Below are 26204 nucleotides of genomic sequence, written 5' to 3' on the forward strand. Positions count from 1 at the left end.
AACCAGTCGAACGACTCGGTCTGCAGAGCGAGAAGATCAGGAACTTCGAGGGGCTCCTGGATGCGCGCGAAAGAGACGCGACGGGGACCAGCGGGAACGGCGGAAATGCTGCGCGAGGCTGCCAACAGTTGTCCTTCCGGAGGGCACGGATGGAATCGAACTGCGCGCACGCCAAACGCCCGGACCGGAATCCGGGGCGTCGAAAGGCGGCGCGAGGCAGCAGCATAACTCAACTGAGAAACGAATGTCCACACTTACTATAAGTGTCAACCTCGGTGCCGCCTTCAGCTTTTCACAGCAGGGCGAACTCGTCAACTCCAGACGCCGTTGGACGTCCGATTGGCGCCAGCGGCCGGGCCGGGCGCGCGGGATGCTCCCCTCATGAACATGACGAGGACGTCCGACGCGTGGTCGGTCATGGAGCGGTTCTACGCGGCCGAGGCGGCGTACGTGGCCGCGGGCGGTTTCGGCAGGGCGGACTACGCGCCCGTCGCCGCTCTGCTGGACCCGGAGGTCGTGCTGCACCAGGCTCCTGGGCTGCCGTTCACCGGGACCGGGGAGTGGCGCGGGCACGCCGGGATGGAGCGGTTCCTGGCCGCCTTCAGCCGGACCTGGGAGTCGATGGAGTTCCTGGAGCAGCGGCACTGGGGGGACGAGGACACGGTCGTCGTCCGCAACCGCGTGCGTTTCCGTGCCCGCGCCACCGGGCGGGAGGTCGATACCCTGATCGTGCAGCTGATCACCGTACGGGACGGCCGCATGCTGGAGTGCCACCCCTTCTACTGGGACCCCAGGGCCGTCGCCGCCGCCTGCGACACCTGACCGCCCGGCCGGAGGGGCCGGTGGTCGGAGGATCCGGGCCCGCGCGGTTGGCGCGGGCCCGGATCCGCGCGGTCAGCGTTCGCTGGAGGACGCGCGGTAGTGCAGGTCCTGCACGTACGGCGCCGCGGTGATCGAGTACGGCGAGACCACCTTGGCCGCCGTCGCCGACTCCCTCGTGACCGTCGCCGACGTGCTCCCCGCCTTCAGCGGGAACGTCCTGGCCGACACGCCGGCGGGCGCGTCGTAGCTCTGCGTCGTGCCGCCGACGGTCACCGACACCTTGGCCGGCGCCGTCAGCATGGTGAGCACCTCGACCGTGTCACGCGCGGCCGTGCTGCCGCCGCGCAGCTTCATCAGCTTGGTCTGCGCGAAGGAGGGCTGGGCCGCGACCGGCTGGACCCGGTGGGTCAGGTACGCCGCGTCGTTCGTGATCTTCGGGCAGCCGAGCTTGTGGCAGGTCAGGTAGTAGGCGTTGATGTCCAGGTACGTCCAGCCGGCGTTCCTGGACGGCGCGAACTGGGTGTTCTCGGAGTAGTCGTTCCAGGTGGTGAGCTGGACCCAGTCGGCCTTGCCGTCGATCGCGCCCTTCCACGTCGCCCGCAGGTTCTCGGTGTTGCCCGCCTCGTCGAAGATGCCCTGGTTGGGGCGTTCGTCCTGGATCGACACCGGCTGCATCCAGATCTTGCCCATGCCGTGCGCGCGGTCGATGTTGCCGCCCAGGGCGGCGTTGGCGGCGGGGTTGCGGTTGCCCCAGTTGGAGAAGCCGTAACTGATCGAGGCGAACGCGTCCCGGTACTTGTTGAAGTCGAGGAAGCAGGGCACCAGCGCCACCTTGACGCCGTGCTCGGTCTCCATCGTCTTCATCCAGGCCGCCCACCAGGCGGCGGTGCGCCCCTCGGCCTTGAACGGCGCCACCACCAGGCGGTCGTCGGCGAGCCGGTAGACCGACTTCGAGGCGGCCAGCTTCGCCATCGCGGTGGCGAACGCGGCGCTGTCCACCGAGGCCAGGCCGTTCGTGTCCGGCATCAGCACGATCTTGAACCCGGGGTCCACGGCCTCGGCAGCCTTGATCAGGTTCTGCACCCGCGTCCAGTGGGCGCTGGTGATCGACAGGATGTCGACGGTGAAACCGTCCAGGCCGGCCGCGATGGCCTGCTTGACCTCGGTCTTGAAGTCGGCCAGCGCGTAGTCGCCGCTGATGGGGTCGCGCCCGGTCGGCCGGTCGCGCAGCAGCCCGCCGTAGGCGGCGTGCTTGCCGCTCTCGCCGTCCGGCTTGAGATAGTTCCTGGCGTAGTAGTCGTTGGCCGGGGCCTGGTTGTCCAGCGACACCGGATACGGCGTGAAGTAGTGCGCGAACACCTTCTTGGCCGACCCGCGCAGAGCCGTCTTCCCCGGCAGCACGAACGGCAGCGGCCCGTCGGTCTGGCCGCTGCCCTCGGTGTAGGTGACCGTGAGCTTCGGGCCGCGGTTGCCGGTCTCGCGCGAGGACATCAGCACGGTGGCGGTGGCGTCGCCGCCGGTGAGGGCGAAGGCGTACGTGCCGTCGCCCTTGACGGCGGCGGACACGTCCAGCTTGACCGCCGTCCCGGCGGTGAAACCGGTGTGCGAGGCCACGGCCGCGGCGCCGAACTCGGGGCGGGTGTTCCAGGTCGTGGCCGCCTCGGTCCAGGAGCCCGTCACGGGACGGACCGACACGGTGGTGTCCGTCGTCCTGGCCGGGACGACGTCCAGGGTGACCTTGACGTCCTCGGCGTCCTCCGGGATCCCGGCGACCTTGAAGCGGGTCAGGCCGACCCGCTGGCCCGCGGCGGCGCTGCCGCACGCGGCGCCGCAGACGCTCATCCAGGTCGCGGTCGCGAAGCTCTTCGCCGGCTCGGCCTGGCTGATGAACACGTCCTCCGTGGCGGCGAACGTCACGGTGAGGGGTGCGACGGCGGACGCCTGCGCGGGCGCGGCGACGGCCGCGCCCGCCAGCGCGGTGAGCATCGCCACCGCGACCGGCAGGGCCCGATATCGGTTGAGCATGGAACTCCCTTGGCTTTCGGTACGCCTCCGCAGCGGCGGAGCCGCGTTGCATCGCCAACGATGGAGCAAGATCGAGTCACCGGCCAGGACTTCCGGATAAATCCCCCATTTGGAACGATGCTATTTTTCGTCCCCTCGGTACGTCATTGCGGTCAGGCGGCCCGCCTCCAGAAGGTTCCCTGGTCGGGCATGGCGCCGAAGCCGCGACTCGGGCAAGATGGACCAGCCCTTTTCTGTCTCCGCTTGGCCTGCGCGCACGACCGAGTCAATGTCATCATGGGCACACGGTGTGTGATTTCGGGTAGGAGGGACCGATGTCCGAGCCTTCCCCCGGTGCGGCCGCAAGCTGGCCGATCAGCCGAGACCTCGCGGGGCTGCGGGAGCTCGTCCGCCGGCACGCGCTCCAGGCCGGGCTCGCCTCCCAGCGCGGTGACGACCTCGCGCTCGCCGCCAACGAGGCCGTCACGAACGTTCTCGACCACGCGGGCGGGGCCGGCTGGGTGCACATCTGGGCCGACGACCACTTCCTCACGGTCGACGTCGGCGACCACGCCGGCCGCCTGCGGCCCGACGCCTGCCCCGACGCCCGTCCCCAGGTCGGGCCGGGCGGTTACGGCCTGTGGGTGATGCGCCGCCTCTGCGACGAGTTCGTCATCACCCAGACCAGCGCCTCCTCCCAGGTCCGCCTCCGCATGGCCCGCACCCACCCCTCCAACCCCTGACCCCATCGGCGCCCCCGCTCGCGACCTCCCTTCTCCACGGGGGGAGGCCCCCTTCCCGCGCGCACCACGTCGCCTTCCCACGAGGCATGATCGGTTTCCCCCAGCCGGGGCTCACTCGGCCGGGGCCCCTGGGAGCGCGCCGCCGGGTTCGGCGATCCGCCGCTGCGAGACCTCGGCCGAGAGGATCGCCTGCGCCCGCCCGGCAGGCTACGGACGTCCCAGCGCCCGGTACACCCAGCCGGCCCCCCGCCAGCGCCCGGCGTCCAGGGCGTTGCGCCCGTCGACGACGTTGCGGGTCCGAACCACCTTCCCCACTTCCTCGGGATCCAGGTCGAGGAACTCGCGCCACTCGGTGAGCAGCAGCACGGCGTCCGCGTCGCACACCGCCTCCCCAGTTGACCTGGCGTACCCCAGGTGCGGGTGCACCCGGCGGGCGTTGGCCAGCGCCGCGGGGTCGTACACGGTGACCGTGGCGCCTTGGTCGCGGATCGTGGAGGCGACGTCCAGTGCCGGAGAGTCGCGGATGTCATCGGAGCCCGGCTTGAACGACGCGCCCAGCACGCCGATCACCTTCCCGGCGAACGTACCGCCGAGCAGTTCGCGGACCAGGTCGACCGTACGGGCCCGGCGCCGCATGTTGATCGCGTCGACCTCGCGGAGGAACGAGAGCGCCTGGTCCACGCCCAGTTCCTCGGCGCGGGCCATGAAAGCGCGGATGTCCTTGGGCAGGCAGCCGCCGCCGAAACCGAGCCCCGGGTTCAGGAACTTGCTGCCGATACGGTCGTCGTAGGACAGCGCCTCCGAGAGTTGGGTGACGTCGGCGTGCGCTGCCTCGCAGACTTCGGCCATCGCGTTGATGAACGAGATCTTGGTGGCGAGGAACGCGTTCGCCGAGACTTTCACGAGCTCCGCCGTCTCGTAGTCGGTGAGCACCAGCGGTATGCCCTCGGCGAGCAGCTTCGCATACACCTCGCGGAGCACTTTCCCGGGCCGCTCCGAGGTGGCGCCGATGACAATGCGGTCAGGGCGCAGCGTGTCCTCCACCGCATGCCCCTCGCGCAGGAACTCCGGGTTCCACGCCAGGTCAGCGCCGATGGGCACGTTCGCGGCGATCCGGTCGGCCAGCGCCGCGGCCGTGCCGACCGGAACCGTGGACTTGCCCACGATCAGGCATTCCCGCCGCAGGTGCGGGAGGAGTGCGTCGACGGCGCCGGTGACCTGGCTCAGGTCAGCGGCGTTGGAGCCCGTGAGCTGGGGCGTGCCCACGCAAAGGAAGTGGACGTCACCGAAGTCGGCGACCTCCTTGAACGACGTCGTGAACGCCAGGCGGCCGGTGTCGAGGTTCCGGCGCAGGATCTGCTCCAGGCCGGGCTCGTAGAAGGGCAGGTCGCCGGCCGCCAGCCGGGCCACCTTCTCATGGTCGACGTCGATGCCCAGCACCTCGAATCCGAGCTCGGCCATGCATGCGGCATGGGTGGCGCCCAGGTATCCGGTACCGATCACTGTGAGGCGGTGAGCCAATGAGTCTCCTGGTGTCTTTCGAAGGAAGTCTTGATATCGCGGGCCACCGGGCCCACCGTCGGGTCACGGTCGCCGGACCGCCCTGCCGTACGCCTGCAGCGTGCGGGCAGCCGCCGCATCCCAGGAGTGGCGGCCGAGAACGTACTGGCGGGCCCGCTCCCCCAACCCCGGATCGTCGTCGCTCAGCATCCGGAGCAGCGCGGCCGCCAACTCGTCCGGATCAAGCGTCTCGGTCCGCACGCACGCTCCCTCGGCGCTGCCGACCACGTGCGGGTCGAACCCCGGGCCGACCACGACCCGGGCGCGCAGTGCCATTGCCTCCAGGGCGGCGAACCCGAACGACTCCGAGGTCGAGGGGAAGACGCACGCGTCGGCGGCCACCATGTGATCGCGCAGTTCGCCGGTGTCCAGGTATCGCCCGAGTACGTGCACGTGCCCAGCCATCCCCGCCTCATCGACCCGTTCGCGCAGCCGCCGGTCGATGGAGGTGTCGTCGGGCCAGCCGGTGCCGGCCATGACCAAGCTGACAGGGATGCCGTCGGCCAGCATTCGACGGACCGTCTCGATCAGCTCGGTCACCCCTTTGTGCGGACCGTACCGGCCGGCGAACATGATCATCCGCCGTTCGCCGGTGATCCCGTACAGGGCTCGGACCTTGTCCCGTGCGGCGGCGCGTTCGATGTCGTTCGGGCACTCCATCTGCCAGGCCTTCCCTGCGCCGTGCGAAACCACGGCGACGTCGGCCCGTCCTGCCAGGTGCGGGACACCGGCTTTGGTGTGCGGCGACGGAACCATGATCAGCCGGGCTCGGCGGCTCAGCGCCCGGTTCAGCGCCCGGCCAAGAGCGGCGACCCATCCCCGGCCCCGGTCCCGGAGAAAGATCTCGGCGGAGTGCACGTGATAGCACACCGGTATCCGGAGCAGCACGGCACAGACCAGACCGGCCGGTGCGCACATCCAGTCGTGCACTGCGACCAGGTCGACCTTCTTCCGGGCGTGCAACCGCCGGGCGTACCGGATCCCGACGAAGTTCAGCCGGGCGACCACGGCCATCATCCCGATGCGCGAGCGCGGCAGCGTAGTACGTGCCCACGGCGGGGTGACGAGCACTCGGCGGACGGTCGCGCCGCGGTGGCGGAACAGGCGTGGCAGGCGGTGGTGCCGGGACGCGCCTACCAGGTGCACCTCGGCGTCCTGGGAGGTCAGGCCGCCGAGCAGCCCCTCTATGTAGGTGCCGATCCCGCCGAAGGGGTCGGGCGGTGCTCCGGTGGAGACGATGACGATCCTCATGTCACGAACCCTTCTGTTCGTGTGCCTCGTCGGGAACGATGACGCGGAATTCCTGGGCCGCGTGATCGGACAGGGCCTTGCCACCACCGTCGAGGTGGTAGCTGGGAATGACGAGGTCGCCAGTGGTGTACAGCCAGTCGAGACGCCAGATCCGAGGCAGTGAGAAGCGGGAGACGGGCCAGGTGTGAAGGGGGGCGAGGGCACTCGGAAGGCCATGCGCCTGGATGTCGTTCTGGAAGGAGTACAGCTCCGTCCAGGGCGAGTTGAAGTCACCGGCCAACACGATCGGATAGAGGTTGCCCGCCATGTCCGTGCGCAGCTTGTTCAGGTTCTCGAACCGCCAGATGCTCTGTTTCTTCTGGCGCTCGTAGAATCCTGCGGTGAAAGGGTTGCCGCCCCGGAACGGGCCCGGCAGGTGCACGTTGTAGAAGGAGACCGTGCGGCTGCCGACCAGGATTTCCGTACGCTGAAACTTCGGGCCTTTCCAGAACCAGTCGTCGCCGGTGCTGGAAACCGTCTGATGGTGCGCGGTGACGATGGGCAGCCGGGAGAGGGTGATGAACTCGCCCTCGACGGATATCTGGTAGCCGGGGAACGTCGCGCGCAGGCTGGCCGTGGCATCAATGCGTATCACCTGGTTGTACGGCGTATCGTTGATCACCCCGTACAGGTGTTCCTGCAGGAGATAGACATCGGCATTCTGCCGGCGTAAGAAGGCGTAGAAGACGTCGGGATCGTTTTCCATGTCCCAGTAGTTGGTGTTCCAGGAAAAGACCTTGACAGCCGTACCGCGCGGCCCGGCGGCGGTCGACTCTCTCAAACCGCGTCCGAAGCCCGCCAGCCAGGCTCCGCCCAGCAGCAGGAGAACCAGGAGCAAGGCGAGCCGGCGGCGCACCGGACGCGCGAAAGGCACGAGGGCGAGGAGCAGCATGGGCACTGCCACCATGGTCAGCGGTGGAGTCATCTCGACGATGACCCACGGCCACCAGTTGCCGGCGAGCAGGACATGTAGGACGAGGAAGGCCGTCCATGCTGCCGTGGCCGCGACCAGGAACCTCGTCCCCCTGCCCCAGCGGTCGATCACCGGGTCCGGCTCAGGAAGAGCGACACTGCTTCTCTTCCGAAGCCGCGACTGGTGGGGAACTCCACTGTGGTGCTCTTGAGGGGAAACGGTTGGGCCGGTACGTCAACTCCGAGGAACTCGCACAGCGGACCCCATTCATCGCGAATGTTGTAAATGAGCAACCGATCGGTCGGGACGGCCTCGATGACCTGCTCCGTGTGCGCCTTGAACTGCTCAATGGCGCGTTCCGGTCGCCGCTCGGTCATTGCCTGCAAGGCCCGGCCTTCGAGTGTCTGCTGAAACAGCCTGATCAGTGGGGCGAAATCCGTGCCGAGACTCGACGACAGTCGAATCGCGGCCCGGCCGTACAACGTGTTGATGTGCCGCCGGTTCTTGAGCAGCGTCCTTTGCACGCTGCCCACCCATTGCCGCGGATCGCGCACGGTGTGGACGACCTTCGCCTCCGGGTAAAGGTCGACAAGTTGTCGCCAGCAGGGGGTGGCCGGTTCGCACACCATTGATTCGTAACCGCTGAGGAGCTCCTTCCAATTCGCCGATCCGTCCTGAACGGCTCCCAGCAGGGGCCGGATCATCCGGGGATTCCGGAATACGTCCCCTGCGCTGAGGCACGGCCCGAAGCCGAGTCGCACCAGTGCCTCCTTGAGGGATGTCGTCCCCGTCCGGCCGTATCCGGTGCCAATGACGCGCATGGTGGTCTACTCCCTTGTGAGTGATGGGACGGGCGATGTTTCAGCTGCTCTTCGCCTGGCTGCCACAGCGCGAATCGCGGCGAGCAGCCCAAGCACTGCGAGGGTTGCGATCACGTGCCCCAATGTGGTGAGGAGCCGGCTCAGCAGCAGCAGTGTGACGAGGTCCGGGCCAGTGACCAGGGCGCCGAGTGTGAGACCGAGCACGACTTCACGTACTCCGAGGCCGGCAGGTGCCTGGGACAGCGCCCCAGCGACCGCGCTGAGGACGAATCCACCTACGCCGAGTGTCATCGCGGCCGCCGGAGGCGCTCCGAAGGCGATGGCGAGGATGGCCGCGTGCGTGCCGTTGCAGGACCAGCCGAGGACGTTGAAGGCAAGGACTGCCAATGAGGTTCTCGCAGAGGGCAGTACGATCTCGTGCTTTCCCCGACGGAGTACGCGTTGTCCGATGCCGAGCAGTCTCCCGAGCACGCGTGGCGCCAGCAGGACCGTACCGACGCCGAAGAGCACCAGCGGCAACGCCAGCCACCACAGTGGATGGTCCGCCGCGAGGTGTGGGACCGCCAGCAATCCGACGACACTCCCGCTGAGCGCGGTCAGAACGAGCGTGATCAGGCCGGCCGTCATGAGCCCGGCCGCCGGCGCTCCCACCCTCCGCGCGAGCGCGGCCTGCACGATCGGGGGCCAGATCGCGCCGGGAAGATAGCGTGTCACTCCGGACAGGAAGAACACCCAGGCGGCATCAGAAACCGTCAATCGTGTTCCGGTGCCGGTCACCAGCAGTCTCCACCCGAAGAATCCGGGAAAGGTCCCCACCACGGTGAGTGCGGCCCCGAGAGCGACGGGTCTCCAGCCGGCGGAGCTGAGACTGTCGCCGAGCCCATCTCGCACACGCCAGACCTGCCAGCAGAGAAACACGACGATGATCGAATAGACGGTCACCCGGAGCAGCCTGAGCAAGCGCCGACGGACGTCCGGTGAACTCGCCACCACTACTGCACCAGCGTGCTCGGCCGCTGGGCACCGATCGCCGAGGAGTTGTCCCCCATGGCGGTGACCTGGTCGAACAGTTCCTCGTAAGCGTCCAGGAAGGTCTCCACACCGTAGAGACGGCGGGCCCGGCGACCTCCCTCGGCGCGCTCGTCGGGGGTCAGCGCCGCCAACTCGGTGATCGCGCGAGCCAGCAAGGCCGGATCACGTGGCGGAACCCGCCGGCCGAACCCCGTCTGCAGGATGGGCGAACGCCCCCCGGGAAGGTCGGTGCTGACCGAGGGAATGTCGGCCATCATCGCCTCCGCTTGGACGGTTCCGAAGGACTCAGCGACGGAAGGCAGCGCGAAGACGTCGATCGAAGCGTAGAAATCGTCGATCTGACTCCCGCTGAGCAGCCCCAACATGCGGATCCGCTTGTCGTCGCCGATGAGCGGACGGAGCCGGTCCTCGATCCCGCCACCGGCCACCTTGATCCAGTCGCCGGCGATCAGCAGCCGAGCGTCCGGATCATCCAGCTGCTGGAATGCCCGTATCAGATATTCGATCCCCTTGTCCTCGACGATGCGCCCGAGGAACCCGATGTGCAGGCCGTTTCCGTCCCTGTAGCCGGGACGGCCGCCACGGCGGTCGAGGCACGGCGGCGCGATTCCCCGCCAGTTCCGCCGCCTGATCAGAGGCCACAACTTCGAACCCCGTGCCTGGTCCGTGCTGTTCAGCACCACCGCATCCGAGCACCGCATCGCGATCCACGTGGAGACGTCGACCGCTCGTGTCGCGACCGCGTTGACCAGGCCTGGAGGCAACCACAAATCAATATGATGCGTCGTCACCAGTGGCCGGCCGCGCAACCCCAGCGCGATGGGCGCCACCTCGAGCATCGGCACGTGCGGGTTGACGATCGCCGACCTGCGCGCGACAGCCCGGGCAAGCGGCACGAAGCGGGGACTCACCGGCCCTCTCCCGATCACCCTGGAGACGGGGGTGCGAAAGACCGAAACACCCGCGCGGATCTCGCGAAGAGGTAGCGACCTGTCGTGCTGAACGGCCACGACCGCGACGCGTTTGCCACGTCCTGCCAGCCCCTCGGCGAGGCGCTGGGTATGGATCGTCAGGCCGCTGACGTACGGCGCGTAGTAGTTGATGAGTATCGCCACATCGAACTCGTTGTCATCCATGGCGGTGGCCACTTCGGCTCCTCACAGTGAATGGACTGCACTGATGGACGGGATCTTGGTCACGAGCACGAGCGCGGCGAGCGCGCAGACCCAGATTCCGACGGACACGATCAGGGCGCGATCCCGCAGCAGCAACCGGACCGGGTCGCCGCCTCCCCTCAGCACCAGAACCACTTGGAGGTAGCGGGAGAGCGCGTACAGCACGAAAGGTAGGGAGATCAGTAAGACCTGCTGCCTGTGCGGTGCGGTCGGCGCCTCGAAGGCCAGATACGCCGACATGGCGGCGAGGCAGACCACACTGGCGAGCATCAGCAGATGGTTGAGGAATTCCACCGAGTAACCGCGGAGCGAGGGGCGGTGCTCCGCTCCGACCTCCACCAGCTCGTACCGGCGTTTTCCGAGGATCAGCAGGAGCGATCCGGAGAAGACCGCGATGAGCAACCAGCCGGGTATCACGGCTTCGGTGGCCAGGTAGCCCTGAACGACGCGCAGCACGAACCCGGTGGAGACCACGCCCATGTCGATCAACGGCAGGCGCTTGAGACCGGCGCAGTAGGCGACGTTCAGGACGAGATAGCTCAGGACCGGCCAGGCGCCGCCGTGCGGCGCGTACACGAACAGGAGGCTCAGCCCACTGATCAGTACGACGCCATACAGGGTGACCGCTGTGGCGGAGAGGCGGCCTGCCGCTATGGGACGCTGGCACTTGCCCGGGTGCAACCGGTCGAGCCGCTTGTCGACGACGTCGTTGACGAGGTAGATCACGGCCGCGGCGAGAATGAACGCCGCGATGGACCAGGCCACGCGTTCCAGAGTGGGCCACGACCACACCGCCACGTCCACCAGTGCGATCGGCACCACCAGCACGCTCTTGGCCCAATGCGTCGGCCGGGCCAGCAGGAAGAGGTCCATGACCTGCCGTACGAAGGCCTGGGCCGGCTTGTCATGTCGTTCCCGCGCAACGTTGACACTGCCCATGCTGCCGCCCGCCTTAGAAGAAGACTTTCGCCAACGACAGGGCTCCCTGCCGCCAGGCGTCCCGGCTGGTCTTGCCGACACCCGCCGGACGCTGTCGGCGCCACCAGTGATAGGAGCGCAGAATCGCATCCTCGTTCGAGAACCGTGGCGTGAATCCGAGTCGTTCACGTGCCTTGTCGATGGACACGTACGAGTCGATGAGCAACTTGTGCGTCAGCCGTTGATAAACCGGAGAGAGATGGCTGCGCTCGAGCAGCCGCAGCAGCGGCAGCGCGGGCCGTACCGGCAGTGATACGACACGCTTGCCATGCCCTGCCGCGTCGAGTACCGACTGAAATGCGGCACGTAGGGTTCCGAACTCGGCGGCACCCAGATTGTAGGTGTCGTCGGCGACCTCGTCGGGCGCCGCGATCAGCAGCATGATGAACTCGACGAGGTCCTCCACGGCGAGCATCTGGCTGAGCACGTCACCGCGCCCGAGAACAGGGAAGTTGCGGCCGTCCGCGGCCCATTCGAAAAGCATCGCGAACAGGCCCATGCGGCCGGGGCCGAGAAAGGTCTTCGGGCGGAGAATCGACACGCACATTCCGCGTCCGCGAAATCCCTCGGCGATCTCCTCCGCCTCCGCCTTGGCCCGACTGTAGGCGTCCACCGGCCGGCGCGGATGCGTCTCCGATGTCGGTACCTCGAACGGCAGACCGTAGACCGCGGCTGAGGAGACATGGACGACGCGGAGCACACCGGCAGCGCGGGCGGCCTCGAAGACATTGCGGGTGCCCTCGACGCTGATCTCCCGGAGCCGTCCCTTCGAGTAACTCGGCAATCCGCTGGCACAGTGAACGACGGTGGTGACACCGGAGAGCAGGCCGGCCAGCAACGCCTTGTCGCCGATGTCGCCGATCGTGTACTGCACGCCGTGCGCCGGCTCCGCGGGGACGTGCAGATCCACGCTGTGAACCCCATGTCCCGCATGCGCCAACCGCCGGACGAGACTGTCTCCCAGCATTCCCGATCCGCCGGTCACTAAGATCTGATCGTCCATCGAAGCGTCCCCCTTCTTTCTGTCGAATTCAGTTGTTCCGCTCGCGGTGGCGCAGTCCTACGGTGTGGTGACAAGTCATCGCCCGTCTCTGGTAGGCCGATCCGAAATTCTCGGGAGAGAATCCTCATGACGCCTCGCTCGAAGTTCCTCACCGCCTGAAATCGGGGTTGTCCGGGGCATTGACCGGAGTTTGGGAATGGCTGTCGAGGCGCTGTGACCTCGTCGCCGGCCGTTCACATGCGGGAACAGGCGAACCCGATGAGATTCGGGCGTTCCCGCAGTTCCGCGAGACTTCACACGCGCGGTGGCCCGGTCGGCGAGGACGAGACTCCGCATGCGCTACGACTACGGCGCGGGCGCGGCCCCCCTTGCAGATGGCGGCACCCCTGCAGGTGAAGAAGCACCGGCGTCGAGCGAAACACGTAGACGCATGCCATCGACCTTCCGTGAGGGGCGCATCTAGATCTTCATCGTGGCGAAGAGGCCTTTAAATGGCCTATGGATGCGCTTTTGCCGGCCGGCGCCACGGAAAGCGTGCTTCCGGACGCCTCTCATTTCGAGCCGACCGAACCGGCGGTCGCAGTTGGATTGTTCGAATCCCTGTTACCGCCCATTAGTTGGCGCGCATCCAACCCCCAGCCTTTCCCTCGTACTGGATGCGGTGCCGATCGATCCGACGGTGCCGGCCGCCACTGGCAGTTGCCGTTGCGGGCGCTCTCGGCCTCACGAACAGTCCTTCCTCTGTGCGAGCGCGGGCCCGCGGGGCTGACCCGCTACTACCGCTCGCTCGGGGACCCGATCGGGCGGCTCGACCGCTATGAGCCGGAGCTCAACGACTGGAAGCCGGGCGAGAAGCGCGACACCGTCAAGCCCGCGTTCATGGCGCGCAACCTGCAGAGGCTCAGCCTGGGCGACGCCCTCGTCCCTGAGGACCGGCAGCGGCTGAACGACTGGCTGCGGGCCAGCATCACCGGCGCCGAGCGCATCCGCGCCGGGGTGCCGCGGGACTGGGTCGTCGGCGACAAGACCGGGGGCGGCGTCGGCGCGTACGCGCCGGGCAGCGACATCGCCGTCGCCTGGCCGCCCTCCGGCGCGCCGGTGATCATCGCGATCTACACCAATCGCAACGACCCCACCGCGACCATGGACAACAGCGTGATCGCCAAGGCGGCCACTTTGCCGGCCCGAGCACTGGGCTACTCCATCCGTCCTCCCGGCGCACGCGAACAAGGAGACACCATCGATTCGTGGCGCGTCCCGTCGACGGCCTGCGGGGAGAGCAGGCGCGCACTCGGACAGGAACGGGCACCTCGTCGGGCGGGCTGACCGTGCCGCGGCTACAGCGCGCACCCGAGCGCCCTCAGCTCGGCGGTCGTCTCTCCCTCCCGGCGGGGCAGCAGAGAAGGGGTGCAGGCGCTTCGCGCCGGGCGTCGATCGCTGTTCACAGATCGACGGCCTCGGCCAGCGCGCCGGGGTCGCCGGCACGCAGCGGCCCAGTCGTTCTGCTTCGGCGTACGGGAGGGCGGCGGCGAACCGCTCATCGGCATCGGGCAGCAGGGCCGCGACCGCCGGCTCGGCTCTGACGGCCCGCGTGTACGCCTCGTACCAGCGCACGTCGAAGGGCGCGAAGCCCGCTCGACCAGCCCGATGATCTACCCGGACGCCTCGCCGAACACCTGACCGAATGCCTGCCCGGCCCCTGGTCCGGACCCCGCCACGGACGCCACCCCGGCGGCGCTGTTGGTCACCGCGGCCCTGACGGCGGCCGCTCGTTCGCGTCCCCAGGCCCGGACCGCCAGGCCGGCCTCGGCCTCCGTGAAGCCGGCATGACGCCTTCCCTCGTACAGACCGGTCCGGCGCGCGGCGCTCGCCGCCCTGGCACTGCTTACTCGGCTGGTCGCCGTGGACATCTCGGTCATGGGCGCGGGCGGGCGAAGGCGCGGCGCTGGCCCAAGTGGGCAAGAAGCTGGGGATCGCGGCCGGGCTGACCGTTCCGGGCTCGCCGGCCACCGTCGTCCACCCGGCGGGGCTCGCCCTGCCGTGCTCGCCGGCCGCCGTCAGCGTCGTGGACGGCGGCAGAGAGGCCGCCGCCCGCGGCGATCTCGGCCTCCTGCGGGACGTGCGGGCCGCGTTCACGGGCGCCTGCGACGTCGCCGGGCTCACCGGCGTGGCCGTGCCGGCCCTGGTGCTCGTCCTGACCCGCGCGCGACGGTGGGAAGAACGTGCGACCGCCCGCTGCCCGCGCGCGGGCGGCGGGGGTTAGCGTGCCGCCGCCCGCTTCGAACGCACGAAGACCTGGTGGGGCGGGGGCCGAGTGTCGGTCAGGCGGATTCGCCCACGCTGCGCCGGTGCCATTCGGCCAGCTCGACGAGCAGCCCGTCGGCCGCGCCGCCGAACATCGCGGCCAGTTCCTCCGCGTCGTCGACCACCACCACGTGGTCCAGCAGGTCCGCGCGCAGCCGGGCCGCCCTCGGGTCGCCGGCGCCGTCCGGGTCGAAGGCGGTGGCGGCCAGGAACAGGCCGCCGACGCCGGCCAGCGCCGCGGTCTGCCGGGCCTGCGTGCCGAGCACCGTCGCCGCGTCCGCCGGTACGGCGGGCAGCGCCGGCCGCCCGCCGCGGAGCAGCAACGTCAGCGGACGGGCGGGCACCTGCTCCCCCACCTCGCCCGCCGGCACGTGGGGGCTCCCGTCGGCGTGCCGCGCCGCGTGCCGGGGACGCCCCCAGGGCACGCCATCGGCCTCGTCCTGCGCACTCGCGCGCGTGAACAGGCCGCCGTCGGCGTCGACGACGAGGTCCCCAGGCTGCCACTGCTCGCCATCAAGCGGAATGTGCGCATTCGTCATGCCTGAACGCTACGCCCTGGTTGCGACAAATCTTCGTGGCGTGCGGAGGCGCGAGCTGGGCATCTGTCAGGACATGGCGCAGGCGCAGGATTGGGGCAGGCCGCGGGTGGCGGTGTCGAGCTGCCTGCTCGGCGAGCCGGTACGGCACAACGGCGGGCACAGCCGCGCCCGTTTCCTGACGCAGGAGCTGGCGCCGTTCGTCGACTGGGTGCCGATCTGCCCCGAGATGGAGATCGGCCTCGGCGCGCCCCGCGAGACGCTGCGCCTGGAGCGCTCGCCCGCCGGTCCCCGCCTGATGACCCGGCAGAGCCGCCGCGACCTCACCTCCGCCATGGACGAGCTGGCCGCCGAACGTTCCCCGAGCCTGGCGGCCGACGGTTACGTGTTCAAGGCCAAGAGCCCGAGCTGCGGCATCCACGGCATCCCGCTCTACGCCGGGGACCACGCGGTGACCCGCGACAACCGGGGCCTGTTCGCCGACGCGGTGATCGAGGGCCACCCGCTGCTGCCCGTCGAGGACGAGGGGCGGCTCAACGACGCCGTCCTGCGGGAGGCGTTCGTCGAGCGCATCTTCGCCCACGCGCGGCTGCGCGAGCTGCTGGAGGGCGACTGGCGGCCGCGCGACCTGGTCGCCTTCCAGGCCCGGCACAAGATGCAGCTCCTGGCCCACTCCACCGAGGGCTACCGCGAGACCGGCCGCCTGGTCGCCGCCGCGGGCATCCGGCCGCGCGAGGAGCTGGCCGCGGAGTACGGCACGGCGTTCCGGCGGGCGATGGCGGTCAAGGCGTCGATCGGGCGCAACGTCAACGTGCTGCAGCACTGCCTCGGCATGCTCGGCGACGAGCTCGACCCGGTGCGCCGCGCCGACCTGGTCGAGGTCATCGGCTCATACGCGGCGCACCGGGTGGCGCTGAGCGTGCCGCTGACGTTGCTGCGCCACCACGCCAGGGGCGAGGCGGCCACCTACGTCCAGGACCAGACGTACTTCTCCCCCTACCCGGAGGAGCTGGGCCTGCGGAACCACGTGGTGTGACCCCGCCGCGCCGGGCGGGCCGGCGCGGCGGGGAGGCGCCTACGTGGGGCTGGGCTCGGTCGGCAGCGGGCCGTCCGGTTCGGGGGCGGCGGACGTGCGCGGCGGCACATGGTGCACCCGCGCCGAGCCGATCTCGAAGTACAGCCCGACCAGCGTCAGCTGCCCGGCCCTGACCTGCTCGTCGACCTTGCGGTAGGTCCGCAGGTTCTCCAGCTGCTGCTGGATGTTGAGCCGGCACAGCGCGTCGAGGGCGGCGTCCTCGGCGGAGGTGTCGTGGCCGTCCTCGCCGAGCCGGTCGAGGCTGGGACGGCCGTGCCGGAGCCAGCGGCTGAGCTGCGGCAGGCCCTCGGTGGTCGCCGGGCCCTTCAGCAGCGCCGCCATCGCGCCGCAGCCGGAGTGGCCGCAGACGGTGATGGTGTGCACGTTCAGCACGCCGGTGGCGTACTCGATGGCGGCGGCCACCGAGTCGTCGTGCGGCTCGGAGCCGGCGCACGGCACGAGGTTGCCGATGTTGCGGACCGTGAACAGGTCGCCGGGCCCGCTGGAGGTGATCAGGCTGGGCACGACCCGGGAGTCGGCGCAGGTGATGAACAGGTGCGAGGGACGCTGCTGGGTGGCGAGCTGGGTGAAGATGGGCCGCAGCAGCGGGGCCGTGCGCTTGTGGAACTCGTCCGCGCCCTGGGCCAGGCGGCAGTCGATCGCCGCCGTGGCCGACAGCGGACGGCCGCGGTGGGTCCACGGCAGCCACCAGCGGCCGGGCGCCTTGGGCGGGCTCTTGGCCGGGAACATGCGTCCGCCGCTGGCCGCCATCGTGTACCACTCGTCGTGCAGCTCGTCGATGGTGACGGTGCCGCCCAGGCGCTCGTGGTCCAGCCGCCAGGAGTGGATCGCGTCGAAGGCGGCGTTGTCCATGAAGTCGATGTTCAGGTCGAGGTCGACGGCGACGCCGGGCGGGATGGCGCGCAGTTCCTGGGTCAGCCGGGGCACGCCCAGGAAGGTGAGCGAGCCGGAGACCGTGGCGTGCATGACCCCGCCGGGTTCCTGCCGCTTGTCCACGGTCACCCGGGTCAGCCGCCGCAGCGCCAGCAGCGCGGCCAGCGCCAGCCCGGCCAGGACGCCCTCGGCCAGCCCGACCAGGATCACGCCGGACATGGTCATGACGTAGACGGGCACCTCGTTGTGGCCGTGGACCTTCCTGAGGTGGCCGAGGCTGATGGTCTTGATGCCGATGAAGACGAGCAGCGCGGCCAGCGCCTCCATCGGGATCAGCTTGATCGTCCAGCCCAGGCAGAGGGCGAACAGCAGCACCCAGACGCCGTGCAGGATCGCCGACCAGCGGGTGCGGGCGCCCGCCTGGATGTTGGTGGTGCTGCGCACGATCACGCCGGCGACCGGGAGCCCGCCGAGCACGCCGCTCACCATGTTGGCCACGCCCTGGCCGGTCAGCTCGCGGTCGAGGTCGGAGCGGGGGCCGGTGTGCATGCTGTCGGTGGCCACGCAGCACAGCAGCGACTCCGCCCCGGCCACCAGCGCCACCAGCAGCACGCCCATGGCGATGTGCTGCCAGTCGCCGGCCGGCAGCACCGGAGGCGCCCACGCGGTGATCGCGCCGGACAGGTCGATGCGGGTGACGTTCCAGCCGAACACCGCGGCGGTGACGGCGGCGGCGAGCAGCGCGGCCAGCGGCGCCGGGATCGCCCGGACGTGCTTGGGCATCCGGCTCCAGGCCAGCAGGACCGTGATGGTGAGGATGCCGACCATGACCTTGTGGCCGTGCAGGTCCATGATCTGGCTGGGCAGCTCGGCCAGGTTGGCCCACGGCGACTGCTCTGGGCTGCCGCCGAGGACGACGTGCAGCTGGGCGAGCGCGATGATGATGCCGACGCCGGCCAGCATGCCGTGGACGACCGCGGGCGAGACCGCGAGGGCGGCCCGGGCCGCCTTGAACGCGCCGAGCAGCACCTGCAGGCCGCCGGCCATGATCGTGATCAGGCAGGTGGCGCGCCAGCCGTAGGTCTGCACCAGACCGGCGATCACCACCGTCAGGCTCGCGGTCGGGCCGCTGACCTGCACCACCGAGCCGCCCAGCCGCCCGGCGACGATGCCGCCCACCGCGGCGGCGACGAGCCCGGCGGCCAGCGGCGCCCCCGCGGCCAGGGCGACGCCGAGCGAGAGGGGCACCGCGACGAGGAACACCACCAGCGATGCCGGCACATCGTGTCTGAGAGTACGCATGATGCTACTCTCCGTAGTTATATTCATGCGGCACACCTTAGTGCCAGATCAACCCCACGTCGGACGACGGTAAAACGCGCCGGACATGTCCCCTCTGTCCGGCGCGTCGCCCTTCCGTGTCGCCCTGCCGCGCCCCTACTGGGCCGCGTCCTCGCAACTCACCGTGACCAGGGCGAAGAACACGTGGGTGCGGGCGTCCTGGGAGACCACCGACTCGAACACCTCGCACGCCGTGAACCCGTGGCGCAGCGCGTCGCGGCGGGCGTCGGACTCGGCGTGGGCGAGCGCGACGTTCTCGGCGAGGTCACGGCCGAAGCCGTCGAACAGCGTGCCCGTCGCGGCGGTGGCGGGCGCCGCGACGCCCGCCACGACGCCCGCCACGACGGCGGCCCCGGAACCGGCCAGGACCGCCGCGCCCAGCGCCGCCGGCAGCTTTCTTCTCAGGTACGTCATGGTCTCCCCCTGGATCGGGATGGGTGGGCCTGCACCCGTTGGGGCGTTCCAAGCCGTTCCATCCCGCGCCGTGGCTAGGAGGAGGCGCTGGGGATCTTCAGGGGGTCACGCGGGGCCTCGGCCTTGGCCTTGGCCATCTGCTCACCCAGCTCCTGCAGCCGGTTGCGTCCCATGGACTCGCGCACCTGCGGGAACCACTCCTTCTCCTCCTCCTCGACGTGGTGGCGGACGTTCTCCATGAGCACCGTCATCTTGGCGTCGTAGCGCTCGTCGGCCGGGTCGAGGTCCTTCAGCTCCGACAACATCCAGACGACGACGTGGTGCTCCTCGACGCTCTCCAGGATGTGGTCGGTGGTGTCGGGGGTGCCCGAGCGGGCGGCCGGGTAGAAGATCTTCTCCTCGATGTAGGTGTGCGCGGTCAGCTCCTCGATGACCTGCGCGACGATCTTCTGCTTGGTCTTGTGGGCGTCCTGGCCCGCCTTCTCGAACTCCTTGAACAGCTTCTCCACGGTCTTGTGGTCCTCTTTGAGCAGCACGATCGCGTCCATGGACGGCCTCCCTGGGGTCGGGACGCCCGGCGGGATCGAGGGATGCCGGGCGTCGGGTCCGCCCCAGGTACCCCTAGGTCAGGCGCTCACACCCGGCGCCTTCAGTGACGTTCCTGACGCGGCAGCACCACGTGGTTGACGATCACCTGGATGGCGGCGGCGACCGGGATCGCCAGCAGGGCGCCGACCACGCCGAGCAGGGCGCCGCCGATGAGGGCGGCCACGATGGTGGCGGCGGCCGGCACGTCCACGGACGACTTCATCACCTTGGGCGCGATCAGGTAGTTCTCGATCTGCTGGTAGACGATGAAGAAGATCAGGGTGGCGATGGCCACCGGGAGCGAGGCGAACAGCGCGACCAGCGTGGCGATGCCCGCGCCGATGAACGCGCCGATGAGCGGGATGAGGTCGGTGAGGGCCACGATGATCGCCAGGGCCAGCGCGTACGGCACGCCCGCGATCGACAGGAAGACGAACGTGGTCACGCCCGCGATCAGGGAGATGATCAGGTTGCCGGCCACGTAGCCGCCGACCCGGTTGAGTATCTCGTCGCCGAGCAGCCGGGCCCGGTCCCTGCGGCTCCGCGGGATCAGCCGGTAGCCGGTGCGCGTGATGGAGCGCAGCGCGCCCAGGAAGTACAGGGTGAGGATGAGCACGGTCAGCGTGGAGAACACGGCGCTGACCACGATCGAGGCGATGCCGAGCAGCCCGCCGAACACCTGCCGGCCGAGGTCGCCGCTGGTCAGGTACGCCTGCAGCCGCTCCAGCAGCTGGTAGCGCTGGTCCAGGTCGCGGATCTGCGGGTTGTTCTGCAACTGCTGGATGTAGCTGGGCAACTGCTCGGCGAACTGTCCCGCCTGCTCCGACAGCGCCGGGACGATCGCCATGGCGAACCCGGCGAACAGCACGATCACCGCCGCGAACACCGCGGTGATCGCCGCCCAGCGCGGCAGGCCGTGCTCCTCCAGCCATCGCACGGCGGGATCCAGGCCGACGGCCAGGAACAGCGACACGACGATCAGCAGGAGCATCGAGGCGCTGGCGGTGAGCGCCTGGACCAGCAGCCAGGCGGTCAGCACGCCGAGCGCGGCGGTGAACCCGAAGACGAAGGGCGTGCTGCCGAACGGCCGTCCGGGCCTGCCGAAGGGCAGGGCCGTCGTCTCCGGCCGGGGGCCGGAGACGTGGCCGTCGCGGCCGGCCGCGGACGCCGCGCCGGGTTCGCCCGGCGGGGCGGAGGAAGTGAACTGATCACCAGACATGGGGGCTCCTGAACCTGAGAAACCCCCTTCTCTGCCCGGCCGCGGCGGGGTCTATCGTCGCCGCCGCCGCCGGTGACGCCCCTCGCGGCCCGGACGGGGCCGCCGGGCTGCGCCCGTCCGGCGATCAGGGCGCTGACCTGCGCCGTTTCGCCGTACCGGGCAGGGGGTAGGCCGCTCATCCCGGGGCCGACGGCCTCACCGGCCGGCCGGTGTCCCCGTCGCGGGGGCCGGGCAGCACACGAGCCAAGGAAGAACGGCATGGGGGAACCGCAGCAGGTGCAGGTCGAGATCCTCGACCAGGTCGCCATCGAGGACCTGATCGGGAAGGTGGAGGACGTCGCCAGGCAGCCGGGCGCGGCCGACCGGGTGGCCCGGTGGCGGGCCGAGCACGGCACCGAGCACGCCACGCCCAAGGCCCGCTCGTTCGTCGTCGTGGGCCCGACGTTGATGTTCCTGCACCCGTGCCCCGACGGCGTCGTCCTGCCGTTCGCCGCCTACCCGGACGGGACGGTGAAGGTCTACACCGATCCCGAGCACGCCGGGCTGAGCTTCTACCGCGACTCCGGCGGATAGGCGTGTCCGGCATGGGGCCCGGCCAAAGGGGTACATCGTGGTTGCGGTCAACCCCCCGCAGGCGGCGCTCGTGCGAGCGGGCCCGCGCTGTGGCCTCGTCACCGGCCTCACACCACACGAAGGCACGAACATGAGGACATCACCACGGGGCCCGCGAGCGCTGCTGCCCCTCCTGTCGGCCCTGTGCGTGCTGGCGCTGCTGCCGGCCTGCAACCCGGGGCAGCGGGAGTCGCCCCTTCCGCAGGGCACGGCGCGTGAGGGGCTGGTCGACGGGCAGGTGGGGGCGATGCGGCTGTTGCACGTCCACATCCTGGCCCCGTCCATGGAACAGCAGAAGGCGGGCGACGATCTCGGCCTCTACCTGACGTTGGTCAACGAGAGCGACCAGCCCCAGAAGCTCGACGGCGTCAGCACCGTGCACGCCAGGAAGGTCGTCTACCGCGCGGGGCCGGGCGCGGCGCAGGAGGAGGTCAACGTGACCGTCCCGGCTCGCTCGACCGTCTCGCTCCAGGAGGGGCAGAGCCGCCCGCACCTGGAGATCCTCGACATCGACCGACCGCTCGGCGCCACGCCGATCGACGTCACCTTCCGCCTGACCACCGGCACGACCACCCTGCGCATCCCGGTGCTGCCGCTGGAGCGGGGCGCCGGCACACCCGTCCCTGGCCACAGCTGACCCGGACCGGGACGGACGCTACCGGTAGTGGGTCCTCGCGTACTCGTCCTTCCTGGCCTCGCATTCGATGACCGACGACCTGCGCCTGCACGTCTACGGCAGGCGGCGTACACCGGAGCGGCGTCCTTGCAGTGCTTCCCCCTGAAGCCGGAGGACTCGCAGGACCGGTAGCGGGCCCGCGACACGCCCGGCGCGCCGGCGGCCCTGCCGCTCTCGCTCCTCGCCGGCCCGTCCGCCACGGCCGCGGCGACTCGCGGCGGAGCCGGCGTACCGGGCGTCGCGTAGAGGAAGGCGATGCCCAGCAGGGCCGTCAGCGCGACGCGGGCCGGCCCTGCCCGGATCGATGTCCGGCGTTCGATCCGCCTCAACGAGGGCCCCATCGCCCGCCTCCGCCTCCCGTTCCCCCGTGCCGGGACGGCGGTCAGGAATCGAGAAGCGTCGTCCGGGCCGGCGGAACTAGCGTGACCGGCATGGACATCACCATCCACTCCAGCTACCTCCCCCACGACGACCCGGACGCCTCCCTCGCCTTCTACCGCGACGCCCTCGGCTTCGAGGTGCGCAGCGACGTCGGCTACGACGGGAAACGCTGGATCACGGTCGGCCCCGCCGGCCAGCCCGGCACGTCGATCGTGCTGCAGCCACCCGTCCCCGACGGCTGCGGCATCACCGAGGACGAGCGCCGCACCATCGTCGAGATGATGGCCAAGGGCACCTTCGCCGGCATCAACCTGTCGACCGACGACCTCGACGCCGTCTTCGACCGGCTCGCGGCGAACGGCGCGGAGATCGTCCAGGAGCCGGCCGAGCAGCCGTACGGGGTGCGCGACTGCGCCGTGCGGGACCCGGCGGGCAACCTGATCCGCATCAACCAGCGGCTCTGAGGCGGCGAGGTCAGGGGCCGGCCGGGTCGAGGAACCGGCGCGCGCCGCGCAGCCTGGTCCGCAGCAGCCGCTGGGTGGCGGCGCAGTCGAGGCGCACGTCCAGCGGGCCGGGCACGCCCGACTCCGCGCGCCGGCCCGCCGGGAGCAGGGCCGGGTCGAGCCCGTCGCGGCGGGCGATGAGCAGGCCCAGCTCGTACCGGCTCACCGCGTCGGCCCCGGCGACGTGGCGGACGCCGGGCGGGCCGGCGGCGGCCAGTTCGAGCAGGGCCGCGGCGAGGTCGGCGACGTGCACCGGGCATCGCACGTCGTCGGTGAACAGCACGCCCTTCGTCGCGCCGGTGGCCAGGGCGTGCACCAGGGCCTCGTGCGACGAGCCGCCGCCGCCGACGACCAGCGACGTCCTGGCGATCACCGCGTCCGGCGCGACCGCGGCCACGACGGTCTCGGCGGCCGCCTTGGCCGCGCCGTACGGGGTGATCGGGTCGGGGAGGCACGTCTCGTCGTAGCGGACCGCCGCGCCGGAGAAGACCGTGTCGCTGGAGACGTGCACCAGGCGGCTGCCCGCCGCGGCGGCGGCCAGGGCGACGTTCGCGGCCCCGGTGGCCGTGGTCGCCCAGTCGTGCTGCCGGAAGGCGGCATTGACGACCGCCTCCGGCCGGACCGCGGCGACCAGCGCCTCGACGTCGGCGCGGCGGCGCACGTCGAGCGGCGCCCAGGCGACGCCGGCCGTCTTCCCCGGACGGGTGTGGCAGGTCGCGGTCACCTCGTGCCCGGCCGCCGCGCCCCGCCGGACGAGTTCGGCGCCCAGGAAGCCGCTGCCGCCGACGACGAGCAGCCTCATGCGGACGTGGCGCCGACGTAGGCCGCCAGGTGCTCGCCCGTCAGGGTGGAGCGGGCGGCGACGAGGTCGGCGGGGGTGCCCTCGAAGACGACCCGGCCGCCGTCGTGACCGGCGCCTGGGCCGAGGTCGACGATCCAGTCGGCGTGCGCCATGACCGCCTGGTGGTGCTCGATGACGATCACCGACTTGCCGCCGTCGACGAGCCGGTCGAGCAGGCCGAGCAGCTGCTCGACGTCGGCGAGGTGCAGGCCGGTGGTGGGCTCGTCGAGCACGTAGACGTCGCCGCTCTTCTCGGCCATCTGGGTGGCCAGCTTGAGCCGCTGCCGCTCGCCGCCGGACAGCGTGGTGAGCGGCTGGCCGAGGCTGAGGTAGCCGAGCCCGACGTCGGCGAGCCGGCCGAGGATGGCGTGCGCTGCCGGGGTGCGCGCCTCACCCGCGCCGAAGAACTCCTCGGCCTCGGTCACCGGCATCGCCAGCACCTCGCTGATGTTCCGGCCGCCGAAGCGGTACTCCAGCACCTCGGCCTGGAAGCGCCTGCCCTCGCACTCGTCGCACACGGTGGCGACGCCGGCCATCACGCCCAGGTCGGTGTAGAGGACGCCGGCGCCGTTGCAGTTGGGGCAGGCGCCCTCGGAGTTGGCGCTGAACAGGGCCGGCTTGACGCCGTTGGCCTTGGCGAACGCCTTGCGGATCGGGTCGAGCAGGCCGGTGTAGGTCGCCGGGTTGCTCCGCCGCGAGCCGCGGATCGGGCTCTGGTCGATCGACACCACGCCCGCGCCGGCCGGGACGGACCCGTGCACGAGCGAGCTCTTGCCGGAGCCGGCCACGCCGGTGACGACGACCAGCACCCCGAGCGGGATGTCGACGTCGACGTCGCGCAGGTTGTGCTTGTTCGCCCCGCGGATCTCCAGGGCGCCGGTGGGCTTGCGCACCTCCTCCTTCAGGGCGGCCCGGTCGTCGAGGTGCCGGCCGGTGACGGTGCCGCTGGCCCGCAGCCCCTCGACGGTGCCCTCGAAGCAGACGGTGCCGCCCTCGGTGCCGGCGCCGGGGCCGAGGTCGACGACGTGGTCGGCGATGGCGATGGCCTCCGGCTTGTGCTCGACGACGAGCACGGTGTTGCCCTTGTCGCGCAGCCTGGCCAGCAGGCCGTTCATCCGCTGGATGTCGTGGGGGTGCAGGCCGATGGTGGGCTCGTCGAAGACGTAGGTGGTGTCGGTGAGGGACGAGCCGAGGTGGCGGATCATCTTGACGCGCTGCGCCTCGCCGCCCGACAGCGTGCCGGCCGGCCGGTCGAGCGACAGGTAGCCCAGCCCGATCTCGACGAAGGAGTCGAGCGTACGGCCCAGCGTGGCCAGCAGCGGCGCCACGGACGGCTGGTCGAGGCCGCGGATCCACTCGGCCAGGTCGGTGATCTGCATCCGGCACGCGTCGGCGATGCTGACGCCGTCGATCTTCGAGGACCGGGCCTCCGGGCTGAGCCGGGTGCCGTCGCACTCGGGGCAGGTGGTGAAGGTGACCGCCCGTTCGACGAAGGCGCGGATGTGCGGCTGCATGCCCTCCTTGTCCTTCGACAGGAACGTCTTCTGGATCTTCGGGATCAGGCCCTCGTAGGTGAGGTTGACGCCCTCGACCTTGACCTTGGTCGGCTCCCGGTAGAGGAAGTCCCGCATCTCCTGCTCGGTGAAGTCGCGGATCGGCTTGTCGGGGTCGAGCAGCCCCGACTCGGCGTAGACGCGCACGGTCCAGAAGCTGTCGGACTTCCAGCCGGGGATGGTGAAGGCGCCGCCGGCCAGCGACTTGGAGTCGTCGTAGAGCTGGGTGAGGTCGATGTCGGAGACCGTGCCGCGGCCCTCGCAGCGGGGGCACATGCCGCCCAGGCGGGTGAAGCTCTGCCGGACCGTCTTGCTGGAGCCGCGCTCGACGGTGATCGCGCCGCTCGCGCGGACCGAGGGCACGTTGAAGGAGTAGGCGTTGGGCGAGCCGATGTGCGGCCGGCCGAGCCGGCTGAACAGGATGCGCAGCATGGCGTTGGCGTCGGTGGCGGTGCCGACCGTGGAGCGGGGGTCGGCGCCCATCCGCTGCTGGTCGACGATGATCGCGGTGGTCAGCCCTTCCAGGACGTCGACCTCGGGCCGGGCCAGCGTCGGCATGAACCCCTGGACGAACGTGCTGTAGGTCTCGTTGATCAGCCGCTGCGACTCGGCGGCGATCGTGGCGAACACCAGCGAGCTCTTGCCCGAGCCGGATACGCCGGTGAACACGGTCAGCCGGCGCTTGGGGATCTCGACGCTGATGTCCTTGAGGTTGTTCTCGCGCGCGCCGTGGACGCGGATCAGATCGTGGCTGTCGGCGATCTGCCGCTCGGGCGGCGTGTGCGTGCTCATCGTTTCTCCATCTCTCGCGCGAGCCCCCGTAGGCGTCGCCCGGCCGCATCCGGCCAGGTACGAGGGTATGGCCTCACGATATCGGCGGGCGCGGGGCGGGCGCTTCTCCGATCCTGACCGGTGGGCCCGTCCCG

General features: G+C 70.3%; 25 protein-coding genes. 8 read left to right on the top strand and 17 right to left on the bottom strand.

The genetic code is table 11. The features are described from left to right. The first annotated feature begins 381 nt into the window (after positions 1–381). Positions 382–822, top strand: coding sequence for a nuclear transport factor 2 family protein (locus tag ABZ459_RS37565; protein ID WP_357980868.1), 441 nt, complete (start codon positions 382–384; stop codon positions 820–822). Positions 823–894: 72 nt separating this feature from the next. On the opposite strand, the gene ABZ459_RS37570 is transcribed toward ABZ459_RS37565, so the two are convergent. Then, complete coding sequence (locus tag ABZ459_RS37570; RefSeq protein WP_357980871.1) at positions 895–2847, bottom strand: endo-1,3-alpha-glucanase family glycosylhydrolase; 1953 nt, start codon at positions 2845–2847, stop codon at positions 895–897. 314 nt (positions 2848–3161) lie between these two features. Between ABZ459_RS37570 and ABZ459_RS37575 the strand changes: the two genes are divergently transcribed. Beyond that, on the top strand, positions 3162–3569 hold the full coding sequence (locus ABZ459_RS37575) for an ATP-binding protein (RefSeq protein WP_357980874.1): 408 nt from the start codon (positions 3162–3164) through the stop codon (positions 3567–3569). Between the two features lie 207 nt (positions 3570–3776). On the opposite strand, the gene ABZ459_RS37580 is transcribed toward ABZ459_RS37575, so the two are convergent. The 8 genes from ABZ459_RS37580 to ABZ459_RS37615 all read right to left on the bottom strand — a co-directional run bounded on the left by ABZ459_RS37580 (position 3777) and on the right by ABZ459_RS37615 (position 12341). After that, positions 3777–5090 carry a UDP-glucose/GDP-mannose dehydrogenase family protein gene (locus ABZ459_RS37580; RefSeq protein WP_357980877.1) on the bottom strand — a complete coding sequence of 438 codons (1314 nt, stop codon included), beginning with the start codon at positions 5088–5090 and terminating at the stop codon, positions 3777–3779. 63 nt (positions 5091–5153) lie between these two features. Further along, positions 5154–6380, bottom strand: a complete 1227-nt coding sequence (locus ABZ459_RS37585; RefSeq protein ID WP_357980880.1) for a glycosyltransferase family 4 protein — start codon at positions 6378–6380, stop codon at positions 5154–5156. A gap of 1 nt (position 6381) precedes the next feature. Further along, complete coding sequence (locus tag ABZ459_RS37590; RefSeq protein ID WP_357980883.1) at positions 6382–7464, bottom strand: endonuclease/exonuclease/phosphatase family protein; 1083 nt, start codon at positions 7462–7464, stop codon at positions 6382–6384. After that, on the bottom strand, positions 7461–8153 hold the full coding sequence (locus ABZ459_RS37595; RefSeq protein WP_357980886.1) for a sulfotransferase family protein: 693 nt from the start codon (positions 8151–8153) through the stop codon (positions 7461–7463). Before ABZ459_RS37595 ends, ABZ459_RS37590 begins: the two co-directional genes overlap by 4 nt. A 6-nt stretch (positions 8154–8159) precedes the next feature. After that, on the bottom strand, positions 8160–9095 hold the full coding sequence (locus ABZ459_RS37600) for a lysylphosphatidylglycerol synthase domain-containing protein (protein ID WP_357980889.1): 936 nt from the start codon (positions 9093–9095) through the stop codon (positions 8160–8162). A gap of 50 nt (positions 9096–9145) precedes the next feature. After that, entirely contained in the window at positions 9146–10333 is a 1188-nt protein-coding gene (locus tag ABZ459_RS37605; protein WP_357980892.1) for a glycosyltransferase family 4 protein, read from the bottom strand. A gap of 9 nt (positions 10334–10342) precedes the next feature. Continuing rightward, positions 10343–11299 (bottom strand): UbiA prenyltransferase family protein, encoded by a 957-nt coding sequence (locus ABZ459_RS37610; protein WP_357980895.1) that lies wholly within the window; start codon positions 11297–11299, stop codon positions 10343–10345. A gap of 13 nt (positions 11300–11312) precedes the next feature. Next, a complete protein-coding gene (locus tag ABZ459_RS37615) occupies positions 11313–12341 on the bottom strand; it encodes an NAD-dependent epimerase/dehydratase family protein (RefSeq protein WP_357980898.1) in 1029 nt (342 codons plus the stop codon). Between the two features lie 705 nt (positions 12342–13046). On the opposite strand from ABZ459_RS37615, the gene ABZ459_RS37620 reads away from it, so the two are divergent. Next, complete coding sequence (locus ABZ459_RS37620) at positions 13047–13667, top strand: serine hydrolase (RefSeq protein ID WP_357980901.1); 621 nt, start codon at positions 13047–13049, stop codon at positions 13665–13667. 326 nt (positions 13668–13993) lie between these two features. On the opposite strand, the gene ABZ459_RS37625 is transcribed toward ABZ459_RS37620, so the two are convergent. Further along, entirely contained in the window at positions 13994–14260 is a 267-nt protein-coding gene (locus tag ABZ459_RS37625) for a hypothetical protein (protein WP_357980904.1), read from the bottom strand. Between the two features lie 35 nt (positions 14261–14295). Between ABZ459_RS37625 and ABZ459_RS37630 the strand changes: the two genes are divergently transcribed. Continuing rightward, positions 14296–14604 (top strand): hypothetical protein, encoded by a 309-nt coding sequence (locus tag ABZ459_RS37630; RefSeq protein ID WP_357980907.1) that lies wholly within the window; start codon positions 14296–14298, stop codon positions 14602–14604. A gap of 58 nt (positions 14605–14662) precedes the next feature. On the opposite strand, the gene ABZ459_RS37635 is transcribed toward ABZ459_RS37630, so the two are convergent. Beyond that, complete coding sequence (locus tag ABZ459_RS37635) at positions 14663–15184, bottom strand: hypothetical protein (protein ID WP_357980910.1); 522 nt, start codon at positions 15182–15184, stop codon at positions 14663–14665. A 73-nt stretch (positions 15185–15257) separates the two neighbouring features. On the opposite strand from ABZ459_RS37635, the gene ABZ459_RS37640 reads away from it, so the two are divergent. After that, positions 15258–16217: a DUF523 and DUF1722 domain-containing protein gene (locus tag ABZ459_RS37640; RefSeq protein ID WP_357981300.1), complete on the top strand. Its 960-nt coding sequence runs from the start codon at positions 15258–15260 to the stop codon at positions 16215–16217. Between the two features lie 39 nt (positions 16218–16256). Here ABZ459_RS37640 and ABZ459_RS37645 read toward each other — a convergent pair whose 3' ends face one another. The 4 genes from ABZ459_RS37645 to ABZ459_RS37660 form a co-directional block, all read right to left on the bottom strand. Further along, on the bottom strand, positions 16257–18452 hold the full coding sequence (locus tag ABZ459_RS37645; RefSeq protein ID WP_357980913.1) for a SulP family inorganic anion transporter: 2196 nt from the start codon (positions 18450–18452) through the stop codon (positions 16257–16259). A 135-nt stretch (positions 18453–18587) separates the two neighbouring features. Continuing rightward, complete coding sequence (locus tag ABZ459_RS37650; protein ID WP_357980916.1) at positions 18588–18905, bottom strand: hypothetical protein; 318 nt, start codon at positions 18903–18905, stop codon at positions 18588–18590. A 74-nt stretch (positions 18906–18979) separates the two neighbouring features. After that, positions 18980–19453, bottom strand: coding sequence for a hemerythrin domain-containing protein (locus ABZ459_RS37655; RefSeq protein ID WP_357980919.1), 474 nt, complete (start codon positions 19451–19453; stop codon positions 18980–18982). A 101-nt stretch (positions 19454–19554) separates the two neighbouring features. After that, positions 19555–20712, bottom strand: coding sequence for an AI-2E family transporter (locus tag ABZ459_RS37660; protein ID WP_357980922.1), 1158 nt, complete (start codon positions 20710–20712; stop codon positions 19555–19557). A 258-nt stretch (positions 20713–20970) separates the two neighbouring features. On the opposite strand from ABZ459_RS37660, the gene ABZ459_RS37665 reads away from it, so the two are divergent. The 3 genes from ABZ459_RS37665 (at position 20971) to ABZ459_RS37675 (ending at position 22845) form a co-directional block, all read left to right on the top strand. Beyond that, complete coding sequence (locus ABZ459_RS37665) at positions 20971–21285, top strand: hypothetical protein (RefSeq protein ID WP_352363572.1); 315 nt, start codon at positions 20971–20973, stop codon at positions 21283–21285. Between the two features lie 130 nt (positions 21286–21415). Beyond that, entirely contained in the window at positions 21416–21961 is a 546-nt protein-coding gene (locus ABZ459_RS37670) for a copper chaperone PCu(A)C (RefSeq protein WP_357980926.1), read from the top strand. Positions 21962–22431: 470 nt separating this feature from the next. Next, positions 22432–22845 carry a VOC family protein gene (locus ABZ459_RS37675; protein ID WP_357980929.1) on the top strand — a complete coding sequence of 138 codons (414 nt, stop codon included), beginning with the start codon at positions 22432–22434 and terminating at the stop codon, positions 22843–22845. Between the two features lie 10 nt (positions 22846–22855). Here the strand turns inward: ABZ459_RS37675 and ABZ459_RS37680 are convergent, their stop codons facing one another. Next, positions 22856–23686 carry a sugar nucleotide-binding protein gene (locus ABZ459_RS37680; protein ID WP_357980932.1) on the bottom strand — a complete coding sequence of 277 codons (831 nt, stop codon included), beginning with the start codon at positions 23684–23686 and terminating at the stop codon, positions 22856–22858. Further along, positions 23683–26070 carry an excinuclease ABC subunit UvrA gene (locus ABZ459_RS37685; protein WP_357980935.1) on the bottom strand — a complete coding sequence of 796 codons (2388 nt, stop codon included), beginning with the start codon at positions 26068–26070 and terminating at the stop codon, positions 23683–23685. Before ABZ459_RS37685 ends, ABZ459_RS37680 begins: the two co-directional genes overlap by 4 nt. Positions 26071–26204 lie beyond the last annotated feature (134 nt).

Origin of the sequence: Nonomuraea sp. NPDC005692 (assembly GCF_040631115.1) — a bacterium.
In the GTDB taxonomy this organism is placed as follows: domain Bacteria; phylum Actinomycetota; class Actinomycetes; order Streptosporangiales; family Streptosporangiaceae; genus Nonomuraea.

Coding starts and splice junctions, on each gene's coding strand:
- ABZ459_RS37565 (WP_357980868.1), top strand. CDS start 382: ATGAACATGACGAGGACGTCCGACGCGTGGTCGGTCATGGAGCGGTTC.
- ABZ459_RS37570 (WP_357980871.1), bottom strand. CDS start 2,847: ATGCTCAACCGATATCGGGCCCTGCCGGTCGCGGTGGCGATGCTCACC.
- ABZ459_RS37575 (WP_357980874.1), top strand. CDS start 3,162: ATGTCCGAGCCTTCCCCCGGTGCGGCCGCAAGCTGGCCGATCAGCCGA.
- ABZ459_RS37585 (WP_357980880.1), bottom strand. CDS start 6,380: ATGAGGATCGTCATCGTCTCCACCGGAGCACCGCCCGACCCCTTCGGC.
- ABZ459_RS37595 (WP_357980886.1), bottom strand. CDS start 8,153: ATGCGCGTCATTGGCACCGGATACGGCCGGACGGGGACGACATCCCTC.
- ABZ459_RS37610 (WP_357980895.1), bottom strand. CDS start 11,299: ATGGGCAGTGTCAACGTTGCGCGGGAACGACATGACAAGCCGGCCCAG.
- ABZ459_RS37615 (WP_357980898.1), bottom strand. CDS start 12,341: ATGGACGATCAGATCTTAGTGACCGGCGGATCGGGAATGCTGGGAGAC.
- ABZ459_RS37625 (WP_357980904.1), bottom strand. CDS start 14,260: ATGACCGAGATGTCCACGGCGACCAGCCGAGTAAGCAGTGCCAGGGCG.
- ABZ459_RS37635 (WP_357980910.1), bottom strand. CDS start 15,184: ATGACGAATGCGCACATTCCGCTTGATGGCGAGCAGTGGCAGCCTGGG.
- ABZ459_RS37640 (WP_357981300.1), top strand. CDS start 15,258: ATGGCGCAGGCGCAGGATTGGGGCAGGCCGCGGGTGGCGGTGTCGAGC.
- ABZ459_RS37645 (WP_357980913.1), bottom strand. CDS start 18,452: ATGCGTACTCTCAGACACGATGTGCCGGCATCGCTGGTGGTGTTCCTC.
- ABZ459_RS37650 (WP_357980916.1), bottom strand. CDS start 18,905: ATGACGTACCTGAGAAGAAAGCTGCCGGCGGCGCTGGGCGCGGCGGTC.
- ABZ459_RS37655 (WP_357980919.1), bottom strand. CDS start 19,453: ATGGACGCGATCGTGCTGCTCAAAGAGGACCACAAGACCGTGGAGAAG.
- ABZ459_RS37660 (WP_357980922.1), bottom strand. CDS start 20,712: ATGTCTGGTGATCAGTTCACTTCCTCCGCCCCGCCGGGCGAACCCGGC.
- ABZ459_RS37665 (WP_352363572.1), top strand. CDS start 20,971: ATGGGGGAACCGCAGCAGGTGCAGGTCGAGATCCTCGACCAGGTCGCC.
- ABZ459_RS37670 (WP_357980926.1), top strand. CDS start 21,416: ATGAGGACATCACCACGGGGCCCGCGAGCGCTGCTGCCCCTCCTGTCG.
- ABZ459_RS37675 (WP_357980929.1), top strand. CDS start 22,432: ATGGACATCACCATCCACTCCAGCTACCTCCCCCACGACGACCCGGAC.
- ABZ459_RS37680 (WP_357980932.1), bottom strand. CDS start 23,686: ATGAGGCTGCTCGTCGTCGGCGGCAGCGGCTTCCTGGGCGCCGAACTC.
- ABZ459_RS37685 (WP_357980935.1), bottom strand. CDS start 26,070: ATGAGCACGCACACGCCGCCCGAGCGGCAGATCGCCGACAGCCACGAT.